General features: G+C 54.1%; 13 protein-coding genes. 5 read left to right on the plus strand and 8 right to left on the minus strand.

Annotated features, from left to right (window positions below; translation table 11 throughout):
- Positions 1-125 precede the first annotated feature (125 nt).
- The 3 genes from ACP5D4_RS05655 to ACP5D4_RS05665 all read right to left on the minus strand — a co-directional run bounded on the left by ACP5D4_RS05655 (position 126) and on the right by ACP5D4_RS05665 (position 3,170).
- Entirely contained in the window at positions 126-479 is a 354-nt protein-coding gene (locus tag ACP5D4_RS05655; protein ID WP_428010656.1) for a hypothetical protein, read from the minus strand.
- A 44-nt stretch (positions 480-523) separates the two neighbouring features.
- Positions 524-2,566 carry a DNA primase gene (dnaG, locus tag ACP5D4_RS05660; protein ID WP_428010657.1) on the minus strand — a complete coding sequence of 681 codons (2,043 nt, stop codon included), beginning with the start codon at positions 2,564-2,566 and terminating at the stop codon, positions 524-526.
- Between the two features lie 307 nt (positions 2,567-2,873).
- Complete coding sequence (locus tag ACP5D4_RS05665; protein WP_428010658.1) at positions 2,874-3,170, minus strand: RNA recognition motif domain-containing protein; 297 nt, start codon at positions 3,168-3,170, stop codon at positions 2,874-2,876.
- Positions 3,171-3,466: 296 nt separating this feature from the next.
- Here ACP5D4_RS05665 and ACP5D4_RS05670 point away from each other — a divergent pair, with 296 nt between their 5' ends.
- A complete protein-coding gene (locus ACP5D4_RS05670; RefSeq protein WP_428010659.1) occupies positions 3,467-4,855 on the plus strand; it encodes a hypothetical protein in 1,389 nt (462 codons plus the stop codon).
- 155 nt (positions 4,856-5,010) lie between these two features.
- Here the strand turns inward: ACP5D4_RS05670 and ilvD are convergent, their stop codons facing one another.
- On the minus strand, positions 5,011-6,699 hold the full coding sequence (gene ilvD / locus ACP5D4_RS05675; RefSeq protein ID WP_428010660.1) for a dihydroxy-acid dehydratase: 1,689 nt from the start codon (positions 6,697-6,699) through the stop codon (positions 5,011-5,013).
- Positions 6,700-6,952: 253 nt separating this feature from the next.
- Here ilvD and ACP5D4_RS05680 point away from each other — a divergent pair, with 253 nt between their 5' ends.
- Positions 6,953-7,804 (plus strand): pentapeptide repeat-containing protein, encoded by an 852-nt coding sequence (locus ACP5D4_RS05680; RefSeq protein ID WP_428010661.1) that lies wholly within the window; start codon positions 6,953-6,955, stop codon positions 7,802-7,804.
- Positions 7,805-7,842: 38 nt separating this feature from the next.
- Here ACP5D4_RS05680 and ACP5D4_RS05685 read toward each other — a convergent pair whose 3' ends face one another.
- The 4 genes from ACP5D4_RS05685 to ACP5D4_RS05700 all read right to left on the minus strand — a co-directional run bounded on the left by ACP5D4_RS05685 (position 7,843) and on the right by ACP5D4_RS05700 (position 11,013).
- The gene (locus ACP5D4_RS05685; RefSeq protein WP_428010662.1) at positions 7,843-8,256 is read right to left on the minus strand and encodes an MAPEG family protein; all 414 of its coding nucleotides are present in this window, start codon (positions 8,254-8,256) and stop codon (positions 7,843-7,845) included.
- 27 nt (positions 8,257-8,283) lie between these two features.
- Positions 8,284-8,790 (minus strand): DNA recombination-mediator protein A, encoded by a 507-nt coding sequence (locus tag ACP5D4_RS05690; RefSeq protein WP_428010676.1) that lies wholly within the window; start codon positions 8,788-8,790, stop codon positions 8,284-8,286.
- Positions 8,791-9,001: 211 nt separating this feature from the next.
- On the minus strand, positions 9,002-9,916 hold the full coding sequence (locus tag ACP5D4_RS05695; protein ID WP_428010663.1) for a class I SAM-dependent methyltransferase: 915 nt from the start codon (positions 9,914-9,916) through the stop codon (positions 9,002-9,004).
- 140 nt (positions 9,917-10,056) lie between these two features.
- Positions 10,057-11,013, minus strand: a complete 957-nt coding sequence (locus ACP5D4_RS05700; protein WP_428010664.1) for a hypothetical protein — start codon at positions 11,011-11,013, stop codon at positions 10,057-10,059.
- A 1,235-nt stretch (positions 11,014-12,248) separates the two neighbouring features.
- Between ACP5D4_RS05700 and ACP5D4_RS05705 the strand changes: the two genes are divergently transcribed.
- The 3 genes from ACP5D4_RS05705 to ACP5D4_RS05715 all read left to right on the plus strand — a co-directional run bounded on the left by ACP5D4_RS05705 (position 12,249) and on the right by ACP5D4_RS05715 (position 15,620).
- Positions 12,249-14,537 carry an Ig-like domain-containing protein gene (locus ACP5D4_RS05705; protein ID WP_428010665.1) on the plus strand — a complete coding sequence of 763 codons (2,289 nt, stop codon included), beginning with the start codon at positions 12,249-12,251 and terminating at the stop codon, positions 14,535-14,537.
- 77 nt (positions 14,538-14,614) lie between these two features.
- Positions 14,615-15,370, plus strand: coding sequence for a foldase protein PrsA (locus ACP5D4_RS05710; RefSeq protein ID WP_428010666.1), 756 nt, complete (start codon positions 14,615-14,617; stop codon positions 15,368-15,370).
- 76 nt (positions 15,371-15,446) lie between these two features.
- Positions 15,447-15,620 carry a hypothetical protein gene (locus tag ACP5D4_RS05715; protein WP_428010667.1) on the plus strand — a complete coding sequence of 58 codons (174 nt, stop codon included), beginning with the start codon at positions 15,447-15,449 and terminating at the stop codon, positions 15,618-15,620.
- Positions 15,621-15,785: the final 165 nt, after the last annotated feature.

Raw genomic sequence — 15,785 nt, forward strand, 5'->3', positions numbered from 1 at the left:
CCGATAACTGAAAAAGCCCATCATCCCATCACCCCCCGCTTGGGGGCGGTGCGTGACGCAGCAACAACATTAATCTGACTTCGACCGCATTTTTGCCCGCGTCACGCACCCTACCCGGCCGGCGGTTACTTTGCCAGTTGGGGGGGTTCGGGTTCGGGGGCGAAATGGTAACTGGCGTGAGCGCCGTTGGGATAGAGAAACGTACAAACCACTGAGACTTCGGGGTTGTAGCGAACTATCATGTCCTGCAAGCCCACGTCTTTCCAATCGGACAGCATACTGTCTAGGCGACTCATGGGGCGATACTGAAGTTGCCAGTCTTCTAATTCTGTAGAGTTGTTTTCTAACTGGCGCAGGATAACGACGGTTCCTTTTTCGCCCGTTTCTGAGTAGCCGCGATAGGCACAGGCGCCGATGCTCGGGGCGTTGGCTTCGATGACGGCGAATTGCTGTTCTTGGGTTTCGAGGGCTTCGGGCATGGCGGCAGCTACAGATCGAACGAACCTTCAGTTTAACCTCACGATTATACGTCGATCGCGTCGTCGGCCGGAGATAACTGTGCTGGAGGCGCTTGCCAGGGAAGGCTGACGAGATCGGTTAAATCGGTGTTGCGACGGCGATCAAGTTCGTCCATATGGCGTTTTTCGGCGTACAGTTGCTCTTGGTACGATCGCGCCGTATCTTCATCTTCTCGAGGATCGGTCGCTTCCCACAACTGTAAAATTTTACGATAGCGTTTTTGGCAAATCGTCCGTTCGATGGCCGAAGCCGCCGCACGCACCGCCAAGGGCGCACGCTGAATATCAATTTCTTGCAGTTCGTCGGCTTGAAACAGCGGCATGACTTGCTGTAACCGTCCGGATGCCTCGGTTTCCCGTTCTTGCAGTTTTCCTAAAATGCTGGCGGCGTCGTCTCTGGGAGTCAGTTGCAGTTCGCTCAAAGTCTGCCACAGCCAGCGGTGGTGAGACAAACTAAAGTAAATGTCCTGTTCTTCGAGTTCCTCGACAGCCTTGGCTACCATCGCTCTCGCTTGACTATCGTGGAGGTACAACCGCAACAACAGCGATTCCGCCCGTTCCAACAAACTTCGATCGCTATCGAGAACGGGAACGGGAATGTCTTCATCGTGAGATTCAACGTCCGGCGAGGTTTCCCAGTCCCCCTCTTCTCCGACTTCGCCGCCAACGTCCCCTTTGACATCTCGTTTGACATCTCGTTTGACGGTTCGCCGCAACCGCGCGATGAGGTTTTCTTCCAGCAGAGGAACCCGCCGCGAATCTCCTTGACTGAGTTTTTGGGCGCAGGCGTTGACGTAATAGGTGCGGGTAGTGCGGTTTTGAATGCGACTGAGGAGTTTCACCAACTCCCGCACGGTATTTTGATAGACATCCGCCTGAGATAAGTCTCGTTCGCCTAGGATTTCCTCGATTTGCCAGTCAATCCACAACGGCGCCGCCTCGAGGAGTTCTCGATAGGCGTCGGGGGAGGCGTTTTGTAAGAATTCGTCGGCGTCTTTCCCGTCGGGGAGGTTCAACACCCGCAACTGCACCATTCCCCGATAGGCTAAGTCTGCCACTTCGCCGATCGCCCGTTGTGCGGCGCGGGTTCCGGCGGCGTCGGCGTCGAAGTTTAAGATGACTTGTTTCGATTCGCTGTAGCGCAGCAGTTGTTTGACTTGTCCCTCGCTTAATGCAGTTCCCAAGGCGGCGACGGCTTCGGAAATTCCGGCGGCGTGGAGGGCGATAACGTCGAAGTAGCCTTCGACGACCACGGCGCGATCGACTTTGGCAATGGTTTGACGGGCTTTGTCTAAGCCGAACAGGGTATGGCCTTTGTCGAATAGTTCGGTTTCTGGAGAGTTGAGATATTTGGGCGGTTCGTCGCCGAGAGTGCGTCCGCCGAACCCGATAACTCGCCCGCGATCGTCGCAGATGGGGATGGTGATGCGATCGCGGAATCGATCGTAATAGCCCCCGCCCTTTTTCCTCGGGAGAATCAACCCCGCCGCCTCGACTAATTCCGCCGGATAGCCTTTCTGTTTGACGAGGTAGCCGTAAAGGGTTTCCCAGCCTTTGGGGGCGTAGCCGAGTTGAAACTGTTGGAGGGTGGCGTCGCTGAGATGGCGTTGCTGTTGCAGGTAGGTTAAAGCCGTTTCTCCCTGGGGTTGGCGCAGGGCGTGTTCGTAGAAGCTACAGGCGATCGCTAAAATTTCGTAAAGCTGTTCCCGCCGCGACAGTTGCTTTTGAAAGTCCCGCTGTTCCCGTTCGTCGAGAGTGCGAACTGGCACTTGGTAGCGTTGGGCTAAGTCCAACACCACATCGGAAAACGATCGCTGTCCGATTTCCATGAGAAAGGAAATGGCGTTGCCCCCTTTTCCGCAACCGAAACAGTAGAACAGTTGCTTGCTGGGACTGATGGTAAAACTCGGGGTTTTCTCTTCGTGGAAGGGACACAAACCCGCGAAGTCTTTTCCCTGTTTTCGGAGGACGACGTATTCGGATACTACGTCGTAAATGTCCGTTCGTTGTTTGACCGCCTCGATGGTGTCGGGGTGCAAACGGGGCATGGCTTTCCTGACAGCTTACAACGCAAACTTTTTATTTTATCTCGATTTTTAGTAACCGAGAAAGTTTCGATAAAAATCGTTACTTTTATGCCAGTCACCTGGGGATCGATTCCCTAAACTCCGGTCAAGATGTTAAGTTTTTGTGACAAGTTTACGAGAAGTTTAGGACGAGTTTAGGACGAGTTTAGGACGAGTTTATGACGATCGCGTGAATTAAAAAAACACAACAAGACTCACCCCGAAGGGGGCGAGTCTGAAAAGACTGTATCGGAAAAACGTCGTTTCCTTAACGGTCTGAAAGCGCGGTTTAGTAGCGAGCCGCGCGACGTTCGGAGCCGTTGAATCCATTACGAGGACGGCGTTCGCGCGGTTTAGCTTTGTTTACCCGCAGTTGGCGTCCCATCCATTCCGCACCGTTGAGCGCTTCAATGGCCGACTCTTCTTCATCGTCAGAAGACATTTCAACAAATCCAAAACCGCGAGACCGTCCTGTTTCGCGATCGACGGGAATTTGTGTACGTTTGACTGTTCCGTAGTCAGCAAAGATGGCGCTGAGATCTTCTTGCGTGGCGTCGTAGGACAGATTTCCAATATAAATTGACATGGAGCAACTCCAGGAACCGAAAAGACGAAAAGACACAGGCTCGCGGAGATTGCGTAACCGGGAAAAGAAACACCAGAATCAATCCTACCGCCGAACAGATGTCTTGCCACACTCTAGCACAGGTCGATCGAATCTGGGGTATTCCTTTAACTTTCTTTGAACGAATTCAAGTAACGACAGCATTCGCCCTCAGAAAGGGCTTTCTCGAAACTCCTGTAATAGAATAGCGAAGACAAGCGTTTGTCCTGTCTTTATTATCTATTTCAACATCTCCGTCGAATTTAGGTTTTGAGTCGATGCACAGCTCTCCCGCTACCCCTGAAGCCTTTCGTCCTTCTGCCGCCTCTGCGGCGCCGTCGCAGAAACCCCAGGGCGGCGATCGCACTCGAACCGAACCCCGATTAACCGTCGCCCTGGTCTCCGGTGGGGCGACGCTGGGGGTGTTGGCCTTGCTGGCGGGGATTTACGCCTTAACCCGTCCTTGCGTGGTGGGGTCTTGCGATCGCCTCGAGAGAGCCGAGACCCTCTCCCGCAACGCCCTTTCGACCTTAGAAGCCGAACCCACCACCGAATCCTTCGTGCAAGCTCGCCAGGGAATCGATGCAGCTTTAGCCGAACTCGAACCGATTCCCCCCTGGTCGCTCCAGAACAAGAAAACGCAGCAACTCGAAGAACGCTTGCAAGGGCGAGAGCAAGAACTGATCGCGCTCAATCCCCCCTTAACGGGGGCGATGAAAGCCGCCGAAATGAGTCAGAACCCGCCCCATTCCCTGAGGGAGTGGCGACAGATGGAGCGGTTGTGGGAACAGTCGATCGCCCAACTCGAAGCGATTCCCCCAGACAACATCGCCCACAGCTTCGCCCAAGCCAAAGTTGAAGAATATCAAAACAACCTAGACGCCGTGCGTCGGCGAGCCATCCTCGAACGGCGAGGAGAAGAACAGTTAGAGGCAGCGCGTTCGGCGGCGGAAGTGGCACGAACTCGCCAGAGTAACGCCCGAGATCTGGCCGGATGGCAACAAGTTTACGCCACCTGGCGCACGGCAGTTCGCGCCTTAATGCGGGTTCCCAACGGCACCACCTCCGCCGACACCGCCCAGGACTTAGTTCGCAATTACGGGCCGCAACTCAACGCCGCCCAGCAGCGACAAACCCAAGAACAAATCGCCAAAAACCTCTACGATCGAGCCTTAACCCTAGCCGACGAAGCCAAAACCGCCCAAGAACGGCAAGACTGGGATCGCGCCGTCGTCAAGTGGCAACAAGCCCTCGGTTACAGCCAACAAATCCCCAGTCAAACCGCCTATTCCGACCGGGTTCCGGCGTTAGTACGCGGTTATACGAACGCTCTGGTGCAGGCCATCGCCGCCCAACAGCTTAACGAGACGATCGATCGCGCCAAACGGGATTTGGCGCGGGTTTGTGGCGGAACGCCGAAAATGTGCCAGTACCAAGTCAGCGGCGATCGAATCGTGGTGAAACTGCTGCCCGATTACGTGGAACGGGTTCGTCAACTGGACATAGAAGCGGTGCGTCAGAACAACACCCAAGCCCAAGCGCAGCTAAACGAACACATCCAACGATCGATCGACAGCCTAGAACTCATCAGCCTCAACGCCGGCATTCCCTTAAAAGTCCTCAACCCCGACGGCGAGGAAATCGGCGCGTTCGTACCCGGGTCGTAGGGTGCGTGACTTGACAAATCGGGGGTTTAACCTGAGACCGAGAAATCGTCACGCACCGACAATGTACGCCACCAACAGACAAGGGTGCGTGACGCGGAAAAATCCGCTGTCGAACCGGAAACCGATAAATGGTCACGCACCGATATAGTCGATCGCTACAAGTCCAAATCCAGATCCGTCACCGCACCGACGCTACTGGAGGAGACCAACTTGGCGTATTTGGCCAAAACGCCGCGACGATAGCGCGGTTCGCGGGGTTTCCAAGCTTCGCGCCGTTTCGCCAACTCCTCCTCAGAAACCTGCAGTTGTAGCGATCGCTGATGGGCGTCGATGGCGATCGTGTCTCCTTCTTCCACGAGGGCGATGGTACCACCTACCGCCGCTTCCGGGGCCACGTGACCGACCACCAGACCGTAAGTCCCGCCAGAAAAGCGTCCGTCCGTCAGCAAGCCCACAGAATCGCCCAAACCTGCCCCGATGATGGCAGAAGTCGGCGCTAACATTTCCCGCATTCCCGGGCCGCCTTTGGGGCCTTCGTAGCGGACGACGACGACATCTCCGGCTTTGATATTTCCGGCGAGGATGGCTTTGAGGCATTCCTCCTCGGACTCGAACACCCGCGCCGGGCCGGTGATTTGCGGGTTTTTCACGCCGCTGATTTTGGCCACGGCGCCTTCTGTGGCTAGGTTGCCTTTGAGAATCGCCAAGTGTCCCTGTTCGTACACCGGATTGTCCCAAGGCCGAATTACCTCTTGACCGGCTGGCGGTTCCGAGGGAACCTCGGCCAGTTGTTCGGCGAGAGTTTTTCCGGTGACGGTGAGGGCGTCGCCGTGAATCAAGCCCCGTTCGAGGAGCATTTTCATCACCAGCGGTACGCCTCCGGCTTGGTGGAAGTCCACCATCAAATAACGACCGCTCGGTTTGAGGTCGCACAACACGGGAACTTTTTGACGGATGGTCTCGAAATCATCGATTTTCAAATCGACACCGATGGCGTTAGCGATCGCCAGCAGGTGCAACACAGAGTTGGTGGAACCGCCGACGGCCATAATTACGGCGATGGCGTTTTCAAAGGCTTTGCGGGTCAACAGTTGGGACGGGAGGATTTGCTGGCGAATCGCCTCGACGACGGCTTTCCCCGAGGCTTCGCTGCTGTCGGCTTTTTCAGCATCCTCGGCGGCCATGGTCGAGGAGTACATCAAACTCAGTCCCATCGCTTCGATGGCCGAAGACATGGTGTTGGCGGTGTACATTCCGCCGCAAGACCCCGCGCCGGGACAGGCGTTGCGTTCGACGGCTTTGAGTTCGGCGTCGTCGATTTTTCCGGCGCTGTACTCGCCCACGGCTTCAAAGGCGCTGACGATGTTGAGGTCGCGGCCGTCGTAGTGTCCCGGTTTGATGGTACCGCCATAGACGAACACCGCCGGGATGTTGAGGCGTGCGATGGCGATGAGCGCCCCAGGCATATTTTTATCACAGCCGCCGAGCGCGATGACACCATCGAGACTTTGACCGTTGCAGACGGTTTCGATGGAATCGGCGATGACTTCCCGAGACACCAGGGAATATTTCATCCCTTCGGTTCCCATGGAGATGCCGTCGCTGATGGTGATGGTTCCGAATTCTTGGGGCATTCCGCCGGCCGCGCGAATTCCGGCTTCGGCCCGTTTGGCCAAATCGTCGAGTCCCATATTGCAGGGGGTGATGGTGCTGAACCCGTTGGCTACCCCGACAATAGGTTTAGAAAAATCGTCGTCACCGAAACCCACCGCCCTTAACATGGCGCGGTTTGGAGTGCGAGCGTTTCCTTCTGTAACGATTCGACTGCGCAAATTATCCGGCATTTTCTGTCTTCTCCCTGAACGTATAGAATAGGCGATCGCTGTCTTTCCTGAACTCGGCGAACGAAATTACGCTCTTTTTTTGATTGTGTCAGAATATCTGACACTTGGCAGGGGCGAACCGATCGCAGATGGTATTAAAAGATCGAAAAATATTTCTCGACGGGTGGGATGTCCTCGTTAGAAAATTAAGACCGATCGCGTTTGGAGAAGATTGTCAACGTCATCTACACTGAATTTAGGGAGCCGAACCAGCATGAACGCCGACGAACTACTACAGCGATACGAAGCCGGAGAGCGTGATTTTCGAGAGATCGATCTCGCCCACAGTATGCTGGCGGGTGCGAACTTACAGGGTGCGAACTTACGGGAGTCCAATCTGGCTTACGTCAATTTTCAAGATGCCAACCTTCGAGGCGTAAACCTGCGCGAGTGCCAGTTGCAAGGGGCGAGTTTTAACGGCGCGAATTTACAAGATGCGAATCTAATTTCTTGTAAATTGTTTGAAGCGGATTTATCGGACGCTCAACTGACAGAAGCTAATTTGCGAGGGGCGAAGTTGCGCGGCGTTTCTTTAGCGCGATCGACCTTAATCGAAGCGATTTTAAACGAAGCCGATCTCAGTCATTCTACCTTTGACGATGCGGTTTTACGGGAAGCGAATTTAAGTCGATCGAACCTGACTAACGCTTCTTTAAAAGGGGCGATTTTAGAAGGATCGAATCTTTCGATCGCGGTTTTGAGCCAAGCCAATTTAGAAGACGCCAATTTGATGAAATCGGTTCTCAACGGCGCGAATTTAACACAGGCGAAAATGGCTCGTGCCGATTTGAGTTTTGCTAAACTCAGCGGTGCGAATTTGGCAGGCGCTGATTTATCAAAATCCCAGTTACGGGCGGCCAATCTCAGTTGGGCTAGCCTCCGAGGTGCCGATTTGAGTGGGGCGAGTCTGTACCGCACGAAATTGAGTTGGTCGAATTTAACGGGGGCAATTCTCACCGAAGCGATTTTGATGAGCGCCAAAATTTATAAAACTAACTTTCGCGATGCCGTGTTGACTCGTGCGATTATGCCCGACGGCAAAACCTTTGGCGATACTCGCCCATAAATTCGACCGTCAACCCCTTGGGGCGCAGAGGCGTCCGATTAGGCGGCCTGCAATCCGAAAACGAACAACGCCAGCGTGGCGAGACCCCCAACGACAAAGAAGAGCGATCGGAACAGGGCAATGTTGAGAATGTAAAACACAGCGTGCAGCCACCGCGCCACGATAAACGTCGCCGCCGCCACCGACGCCCAAGGGGAACTGACCCCCACGACGTAAGCCACTAACGCCGCTGCTGCAAAGAGCATAAAACTTTCAAAGGCGTTTTGATGCGCCCACGCCGCCCGTTGAGCGTAGGGGGGCAGTTTGTCGAACATGGCGCGGGGGGCAGCTAAATCGTAACCCACTTGAAACCGACCGTAGGCGACAAACAAATAAGGAAAATAAATTGAAGCACCCGCCACGGCGATCGCATACAGCAATATCGCCGGGTCAGCCCACTCTAGCGCCGTCATAAAACTTACGTCAACGGAAATGGACGATTAGTCGAAATAGAACAGCGTGACAATTTTACGCTGGTCTTCCGCGTCGCGACAGGTTTGGAGTAGCGTGTGACTGTCGTGAAACGCAAAACAAATGAGTTGCTGGCAGCGGGACACGATTTCCAAGTTGCACGCGGCACTCGCCTCGGCAAGAGACATCTGGTCGTTTTCGGGATGTTCGACCAAATGAATCACTTGTTCGAGTTGTTTGCGAGATTCGCTGGCCTGACGCTTGAGACTTTGGGGCAGAATCACCGTTAACTGGTTGGGGTCAGCCCGCATCGCGCCGCGAATGGCGGCCGAGTTGGTTCCCGTCGCGCCGGAGGTAATCAAACGATTCCCACCCAACACCAAGGCGTAACTCATCACTTCGATGAGGTGTTGGTGCGTGATGGGAACGTGGCGCGAACCCAAAATGGCAATTCGTTTAGAGCCAGACTGCTGGATGGCAGCCAGCTCTTGCAAAAATACATCGACTTTATCGGAGGTCTCTGTGACTTGACTCAAAGGACAGTACGACCGGAACTGAACGACCCCGCTATTGTAACAGGAGTTGAGGAGATGGGGTTCGATCGCTCCATCGGCCGCCGAGAGGTGCGATCGCCGATGCTGTCTCAAATCCCCTTTGAGGAGGGAGGTCGAGAGGCTTTCCGAAGCCGCGTTACGGACTACGCGGCTTCGGGGTTTCAGACCGTCGGAACGCCCCTTTCGGAATCGGTCACGCTTTGGGCTTATCGCTCGATCGCTCGGCGACGCACATCAGCGACAAGGCCGCTTCGGGAGAATTGACATCGATCCCCGAAAGACGCTGGGCGATGCGGTATTTGGAGGCGGCTCGCCCGATGTTTCCTTGGAAAATTTCCGCCCCCAGGTCGTGGTTGTGGGGAAAGATGCGGGTGGTAAAGTCCAAGGGGTCGAGAACTGAGTGGAAAAATTCGACGGTGACGCCATCGCCGGGAACGTGGTGCGCTTCGCTGGCTAAAGCACATTCCTGTTCGGATTGGGAGGCGTGACCGCCCCGTTTCAGCCAGCGATAGAGGGGTAAACGCGCTTCCCAGAAGAGGCGGGCGAGTCCTTTATAGTGCCATGCGGTTTGTTGCGGGTCGTGGTCGCACACTAAGACGCCGCCGGGTTTCACCAGACGAGCGGCTTCCTGTAAGGCGCGAGTCATGTCGTCGCAGTGGTGTAGGGTGGCGTTGACAACGACGATATCGGCAATTTGCGATCGCAGCGGCAGGTTTTGCGCGTCCGCCAGTAAGGGTTGATAGCCCAGTTCGGCCGCCATTTTTAACGCCCCGAGACTGATATCGACTCCGATTAACAGCTTGGGACGACCGCCGACGGAGGCGAAGACGTTTCCCGGTCCGCAACCGATATCGACGACGATTTTATCGTCCCAAGTGCCAGTGGCTGCCTGCCAGCGATCGATAAAGGCGCGATCGCGGTGACAGGCCTCGAAATACGATCGCCCCCACTGGGGATGTCCGAAATATTCAGCGTTGGCGGTGAACGCCTGGGTAATAGCCTCTGGCGAAATCGTCACAGAGGGAACGTTGTCGATGGTTTGGAGAGATACCCCCTCTTGGAGGGCGTCTTCTATCGAAGAGAGAACGGATACGTGGGTTTCAGTCATGGTTTTGTACGGGGTTTTCAATACTGAAGGGGTTGGCGACACTCAAGGAACGAAAATGGGTAGCACTGAGGCAGAAGCCCGGTTTTTGAGTTTCTTGGCCGACCAGTGCGTCACTCCTGATTTGACCAATTTCGTCCGGTTTAGGAATAGCGAACTTGCAGCAACAGACGATGTCCCTTCGTTGGGGCTTTGAGTTTGTGGAAACAGGAGGGATCTTGAAAGAAGCCAAATCCGGCATCGCCGTAGATGACGAGTTCGTTATCCCGTCCGTAATAGGTTTCGATGGCAGCGTCGCTGTGACGCCCGGATTTCAGCAACATCCTCAAGGGTTTGTGGTGATGGGACTCTGGAACCATCACGTGAGGCCCCGACTCTGCGTCTAAGGTGGGGGTGATGTAAAAGTACGCTGTCGCGAAGTTGTACCCGGCGATGTCGTAGTGATAGTTCGTTGGCGGGTAGGACTGGCGAAGTTCGGCGTCGGGTAAGTCCGAGGCGAGACTCCACGTCAAATGGCTGGTGATTTGCGTCGGGAAATAGCCGAGATAGGTCGAGGCGATTTGCAATAGCTGCCCATCGCGGACTACGGCGGCGATCTCCGGACAGGTTTCGGCGTCGCACACTAAGGCCCGCAGGGGACGATGGCCGTCTGGCAAGCGGCCGGTTTCGTCGAGTTCGCCGATAAAAAAGGGTCGCGGATATCCGGGTTCGGTACAAGCGGTGCGGGTGGCGTAGTCCAGACAGGCGCAAACGGTGGTTTCGGGAATTTGCAAGCCAAAGGCGACGGCACGATGTCGCACTTCTGAGACGATCGCACTGGGGTCGCTGTCGAGGGAAACGCTAGAAATTCTGGGGGTGACGGCGGTTTGGCCGGTGGTGCGATCGAATTTTTGTTGCATCCGGCGAATCCAACTGTAAGACTGGCGAAACCAGTGAAATCGACTGAAGCGTTGGGTGATATTGCCCGTCATGAGACGTTCGATCGCGCGAGAGGAGGAACTCAACCGCCCGTTTAAACGAATCAGGGTTGGCGGTGCAGCAGGATTTTGGGTTTTGAGAGAGGGCGATCGCTTGCCCCGTAACAACTGCGTCAAACTCATAATACTTGCCTGTTTTTTGAATTGTTGTATTGAAGATGCGTTCCCATTTCGCTCGGCGGACTTTTGGATTGTTTCTCGTTTGTTAACTCAAGAGCTTTAGCTGGTTTTCCAGATAAGTTGTGTTGATTTTTTTTGAGATAGCCTTTTTTTCGTGTTTGGCTGTCTATTTTTACGCATCAAAAAACGTCTCGGGTTTGTTAAAACAGCTTTGGCTGTCCGAAACTTCGAGGGGTCTAGATTGCAAAATTGCTTTTTTATGGCGAGACAAGACCTGACATTACTTCGGATTTTGACTTCACCCGAATTTTTTGCGTCGAGAGATTTACCTGAAAACGTTATTTATTGTAAATTCTGTATGGACGGACTATTGCGTTTTCTCAATGGTCTCCTGGCAATCTGACATCTGGGACGTTGTGTCATTTCTCGTTTCCTATCTAGAATTTATGGGTTTAACGGTCGATCAGGTTCGGTATCTGTCCCAGACGCGATCGATTAGCTTTCGTTCCCTGATGCTGCGATCGCCGTCTTTCAGTTTGTTATCAAATTGTTTTCAAACGTTTTGCGAGTCCGGAGAAATGCGATCGCATCGACTCTATCAAAAAAAAATCAGTTTCGCCAGAAGTTTTATATTTTTTTGATGGCGAATCCCCAACCGCCATCCTCCTTGTATTTAATAGGGATTGAATTTGATTTTTTATTTTTGGAGCCGTGGAATGGCGCGACAATTGTAGATGCTTGTAAAAAATTATTTTTAGTAATTTTCTGTATTTTTTGTTACCAATCTAGGGTAGATACCCGATATTTTATGACTCGCGCGTTCTTCACGTCACTTCATATCAGCTAATGTCTTATCTGTCCTGAAATCAGAAGAATCTGGGAGGGTTTTCCTCAGTCAAAACCCCATCTTGTGAGGTGAAGAAAATCGATAAAATATTACTCGTTCGCACTCAAATCAAGTCAACGCTCAACGTTAACGGTCAAGGTCAACCCTCAACCGGAACGCCTCACCTAGCAAAGGCTTCCATCGGACGATCGCATCAATCCTGAAACAGGGATGGCTAGATTGGCTTGCTATATTTGGGATAGCGTGGAACCGCGAAAGCGATCGCTCGTCTCGAGGCAAATCTTTGAGCCTATGCTCGAAATTCCCCGAACCGCCTCGCGATCGACCTTAGAAAGCGTTCAATTTTTCCCAGAAACTTCACCGTATCCGCCCTCTCCACTCCCCTCAACTCATGGACGTTCGACTCGATTTCGCAGAACTCGGTGACCTCGCCCCCGTCGGAACCCAATACAGCAGCCAGGGGCTAACCTTTTCCAGCAATACCGTTAGCCTGGTCGATGGCGACGCGGGAGGACGCGGAAACTTCGAGATGGGGGTAGAGGAAGGGAGCGATCGCACCCTGTTAACCTACACTGACGGCGACGCCATCGAAGTAGGCATTAACAACAACCTGCCAATCATCGTTTCCGGACAACTCAGCTTACGCTACACTTCCCCTCACCTCAGCCACGCCGTCGAAATCCTCGACGGAACCGGAACCGTCCTTCAAACCACCTTCCTGCCCAAAACCGCCCCCAACTTGAGCGGCGGTGGCGAATTCGGCATTTTCCAAACCGTTACCATTGACTTTATCGGCGACGGGCGATCGATCTCGATCGGTAGTCTCGCCAACCAACTCGGACTCGACGATTTCGACCTCACCCTCAACTTCGAGACGCCAGACGTCACCAACACCCCCCCCATCGCCATCGACCTGTCGAGCGATCGCGTCGCTGAAAACAGCCCCACCAACACCCTCGTCGGCATCTTGTCCACCCTCGACCCCGACGCTGGAGACAGCCACACCTACAGCCTTCTCGACGACGCCGGAGGCCGCTTTACCCTCGATGGAGACCGACTCCTCGTCGCCGATGGAACCCTCCTCGACTTTGAAACCGACCCCGTTCACACCATCGCTGTCCGAACCACTGACAGCGGTGGCTTGACGTTCGATCGCACCTTCGACATTCAAATCGAGGATATCGACGAAACCCGTCCCAACCAAGCCCCCATCGACATCACCATCGATCCCCCCGTTCTCGAAATCGCTGAAAACAGCCCCGTCGGAACCCCCTTCGGCACCCTCGACGCCATCGACCCAGACGACGATACCCCCCTCACTTTCACCCTCCTCGACGACGCCGGGGGACGCTTCGCCCTCGAGGGACTTCAAATTGTCGTCGAAGACAACACCCTTCTCGACTTTGAAACCGCCCCCAGTCTCGAAATTACCGTTCGCGTCACCGACCCCGGCGGCTTGAGTTACGAGGAAATCATCCCCGTCACCCTCGCCAACGTCCAAGAACCCCCCACCGCCGCCGACGACACCTTAAGTCCCACAGAAATCTTGGGAACTCCCAACGACGACACCTTGGTTTACGGGGAACTCACCCAAGTCTCGATTCCCGACAGTCAGCTTTTAGCCAACGACAGCGACCCCGACGGCGATACGCTGCAAGTTCTCGGAGCGATCGGGCCGTTTTTGGGGGGATTGGCTTTTCGCGACGGGGGAATTTTCTTCGAACCTAACGACGACTTCTTCTCCACGGGTTCGGGACAGTTCGGCTACCTCATCGAGGACGCCAACGGTGGAACGGCGGCGGCTACCGTCACCATCTTTGGAGATGCGATCGATACTCAAGACGCCCTCGAGGGAAACGACGTTTTGGTGTTAACTGACCCCGTCGCCGTGGATTTAAGCGAAACGGACGACCAAACCCCCGACGACACGCTTACGGTTCTCGGATTTGAAAACGTCGTTGGTTCTCCAGGGGACGACACCCTCGGCGGCGACGACAACCCAAACCGCATCTTCGGTGACGCGGGAAACGACAGTTTGCGCGGCGCAGAGGATCTCGATACCCTCGACGGCGGTGAGGGGGACGATATTATTTTCGGCGAAGTTCAAGATCTCCTGTTTGGCGGTGAGGGGATCGATACGCTCGTCATTGAAGGAGATTCGGATAACGAAATCGCTCTTCCCCCCGATGTGGAAGTTCTCTTTACTGGAGACGGAGACGATTCGATCGTCGCTAACCTCGGCGACGAAACCCTCGTCAGCGGCGACGGAGAGGATACCCTCTTCGGCGGGTTCGGAAGTGATGTTTTTATCGCCGGGGAAGGCGGCGACGTCATTGAAGGCGGGTCTGGGGCAGATATTTTCCGCTTCGACAGTCCCCAAGATGGGGTCGATACTTTACTCGATTTCGAGTCGTCGAGTTTTTCGACTCTTGGGGGAGTCAGCGATCGCATTTTCGTCTCCGCCAGCGGCTTCGGCGGTGGACTGACCCCCGGCGTCTTACCGACGACGCAGTTCGCCTTCGGCGCCCCGGTTGACGACGACGACTTCTTTATTTTCCAAACCTCGATGTTGGGAGGTGCGTTGTTCTACGACCCCGATGGTGCCGGTCCGACTGTACAGACGCAAATCGCCGAAGTTCCCACCGGCTTTGTCATCGCTGAGGATATTTTCGTATTCTAGGGCCTGCCATCTGGTCGCCATCGAAGCGAAAATGGCAAAATGGCAGCGTTGACAATACTCATCTATAAAGCAACACTGTGAGCGAAAACTTCATTACCATTGACGACCAGGCGATTTCTCTGAAAAAAGCCATCTCATATCTCAATACAACTGGAGATTTACCGAAATTTATCCAAAATATTCTGCACCGCCACGTTATCGAACAAAAGCTACAAGAGCGCACGGACTTGGAAGTAGACTCCCAGAACGTGGAACAGGCTCTCGTCAACTTCCGCATTCAAAACCGCCTCACGGACCCCGGCCGCTTCGACCAGTGGCTCAAAAGCCAAAATCTTACTTACGAACAGTTTCGCGATCGCGCCGCTGAATCCTTGCGTATCGAACAGCTCAAGCAAGAAACGATCGGGGCCACGGTCGAAACCTATTTTCAGGAGAACAAACCCGACCTCGATCGCGTTATGTTGTCTCGTATCGTGGTCTTGGCTCGCACGTTAGCTGATGACATCCGCCAACAAATTGAAGCGGGAACCGCTACCTTCGAGGCGCTGGCGAAACAGCATTCTGTTACCAACGACAGCAGTGCTAACGGTTTGATGGGAACCCTCCAGATGGGACAACTCCCGCCGGAAATTCGCGAACAGTTGCGCGGCCGCGAAGCCGGAGAGTTAATCGGCCCCATCGAAACGGAAGGTCGCTATATTTTGTTGAGAATCCAGCAGTGGTTCCCGGCGGCGTTGGAAGGTCAGCTCAAACGCCAACTCGACGATCGCTTTTTCGGGCAATGGCTGCAAGAACAACTCAAAGATAAGAAAATCAAGCTGAATATTGAGTAATTCTTCGGCGAAACGCGACCTGGCTCGAGAATGCCCTCGAGGGCGGGACTATCGCATTTTCCCGTTTTCGCCTAGAATGAGCGATCCCTCTCGCGATCGCGCTGTCGAGCGTCTCCGAGAGGGATTGCTGTCTGGAGCGACGGCCGTCCGTTTCTGGACAACCTGCAGCTTGGGGTTTTCTAGCCTCGATTCTGGGGCGATCGAACCTCTGACTTCCCCGGTTGCATTTTTCCCCTGTTGCATTTTCTGAAGTTCATCTTCTGATGTCGATAAATTTGATATAATTGTTAAATAACAAGGTTTTTGATGGAAGCTGTCCTCGCTTGCAAAATTTTATTGTTTTTAGTTATTTTTTATAAAAATCGATAATTTTTAAGAGGTTTCAATCTGCAATATTTGGCAATTTTTGAAGTCA

Origin of the sequence: Baaleninema sp. (genome assembly GCF_049974805.1) — a bacterium.
Lineage (GTDB): Bacteria > Cyanobacteriota > Cyanobacteriia > Cyanobacteriales > Geitlerinemataceae > Baaleninema.

Excerpts from the sequence above, each read along its gene's own strand:
- ACP5D4_RS05655 (WP_428010656.1), bottom strand. The coding sequence starts at position 479 with ATGCCCGAAGCCCTCGAAACCCAAGAACAGCAATTCGCCGTCATCGAA.
- dnaG (WP_428010657.1), bottom strand. The coding sequence starts at position 2,566 with ATGCCCCGTTTGCACCCCGACACCATCGAGGCGGTCAAACAACGAACG.
- ACP5D4_RS05665 (WP_428010658.1), bottom strand. The coding sequence starts at position 3,170 with ATGTCAATTTATATTGGAAATCTGTCCTACGACGCCACGCAAGAAGAT.
- ACP5D4_RS05670 (WP_428010659.1), top strand. The coding sequence starts at position 3,467 with ATGCACAGCTCTCCCGCTACCCCTGAAGCCTTTCGTCCTTCTGCCGCC.
- ilvD (WP_428010660.1), bottom strand. The coding sequence starts at position 6,699 with ATGCCGGATAATTTGCGCAGTCGAATCGTTACAGAAGGAAACGCTCGC.
- ACP5D4_RS05680 (WP_428010661.1), top strand. The coding sequence starts at position 6,953 with ATGAACGCCGACGAACTACTACAGCGATACGAAGCCGGAGAGCGTGAT.
- ACP5D4_RS05685 (WP_428010662.1), bottom strand. The coding sequence starts at position 8,256 with ATGACGGCGCTAGAGTGGGCTGACCCGGCGATATTGCTGTATGCGATC.
- ACP5D4_RS05695 (WP_428010663.1), bottom strand. The coding sequence starts at position 9,916 with ATGACTGAAACCCACGTATCCGTTCTCTCTTCGATAGAAGACGCCCTC.
- ACP5D4_RS05700 (WP_428010664.1), bottom strand. The coding sequence starts at position 11,013 with ATGAGTTTGACGCAGTTGTTACGGGGCAAGCGATCGCCCTCTCTCAAA.
- ACP5D4_RS05705 (WP_428010665.1), top strand. The coding sequence starts at position 12,249 with ATGGACGTTCGACTCGATTTCGCAGAACTCGGTGACCTCGCCCCCGTC.
- ACP5D4_RS05715 (WP_428010667.1), top strand. The coding sequence starts at position 15,447 with ATGAGCGATCCCTCTCGCGATCGCGCTGTCGAGCGTCTCCGAGAGGGA.